Below are 1,406 nucleotides of genomic sequence, written 5' to 3'. Positions count from 1 at the left end.
ATCGTGCAGTCGGTCGGCGGCGGCGGTGGCAATGGCGGCTTCTCGTTGAACGGCGCGGGTCTTGTGGCTGCTGTCAGCATCGGCGGCAAGGCCGGCACTGCCAGCGACGCCAAGGCAGTGACGGTCGGCATCAATTCAGGGCTGATTCACACGCTTGGCGACCGCTCCACGGGTATCATCGCCCAGTCGATCGGCGGTGGCGGCGGCAATGGCGGCGGCACGGCTTCCGCCGGCCTCGGCGCCAACGTCACAATCGGTGGCAAGGGAGGTGGCGGCGGCACGGGCTGGACCGTCGATGTCACCAATGGCGCGGCGGTACACACCGAAGGTGTCCAGTCTCATGGCATCCTGGCGCAGTCGATCGGCGGCGGTGGCGGCTCAGGCGGATTTGCCGTCTCGGTTGGCGGGCCGTCCTTCTCGCTTGGCGGCGATGGCGCGTCGGGCGGCGGGAGCAAGAAGGTCTATGTCGAAAACACAGGCCTGATCAGCACGGACAAGGATATGTCGATCGGCATCTTCGCGCAGTCGGTCGGTGGCGGCGGCGGCGCAGGTGGTGCCGGCGAAAGCAAGGGCAAGAGCGATGGCGGTGAAGTCGCGGTAAACCTGTCGCTTGGCGGCTCGGGTGAGGTCGGCGGCAACGGCGGCAAGGTCAATGTCGAAAACAGCGGCATAATCCAGACCGACAAGGCCAATTCCCACGGCATCCTGGCGCAGTCGATCGGCGGCTCCGGTGGCGTCGGCGGCGCGTCCGGCACGTCATCCACCGACTCGAAGATCGCCATCACGCTGAGCCTCGGCGGCGCCGGCGGCGCTGGCGGTACCAGCGACAAGGTTCACGTCCAGAACTTCCAGAGCGGTTCGATCCTGACGCAGGACGACAACTCGCACGGCATCTTCGCACAGTCGGTGGGCGGCGGCGGTGGTGCGGGTGGCGCTGGCTCGACGGAGACCGGTAAGGCCGAGACGGCCGTTACCATGTATATTGGCGGCCAAGGCGGCAGTGGCAGCATCGGCGGTGAGGTCGAGGTCAACAACTTCGGCAAGATTGAAACACTGGGCTATATCTCGCACGGCATTTTTGCGCAGTCGATCGGCGGTGGCGGTGGTGCCTCGGGTGCCGCGACCGGCGCATCGGAAGCAGACATGACAATCGGTGGCGGTGCCAGCATACCCAACGGGATTCCGATCCCGGTGGTCGGCGACCCCAACGACCCCGACAACGAGGCCGATGGTGGCAAGGTCACCGTCACCAACGATGGCGAGATCATCACACACAAGGATGGGTCATACGGCATCTTCGCCCAGTCCATCGGCGGCGGTGGCGGATATGGCGGCACGGTTTCGTCCGACTTCGCCGGGTCCGACTCTTTTGCCCTCCGCCTGGGCGGCAAGGGCGGCCACGGCGG

Annotated in this window: 1 pseudogene; it reads left to right on the top strand. The window is 66.4% G+C overall.

The window, feature by feature from the left end:
* Positions 1-1,406: pseudogene (locus EN925_RS35840) on the top strand (autotransporter outer membrane beta-barrel domain-containing protein); the annotation flags it as partial.

It is taken from the genome of Mesorhizobium sp. M7A.F.Ca.US.006.04.2.1, assembly GCF_004022915.1.
Classification (GTDB): Bacteria; Pseudomonadota; Alphaproteobacteria; order Rhizobiales; family Rhizobiaceae; genus Mesorhizobium; species Mesorhizobium ciceri.
This window is presented reverse-complemented; position numbering and strand designations above follow the sequence as displayed.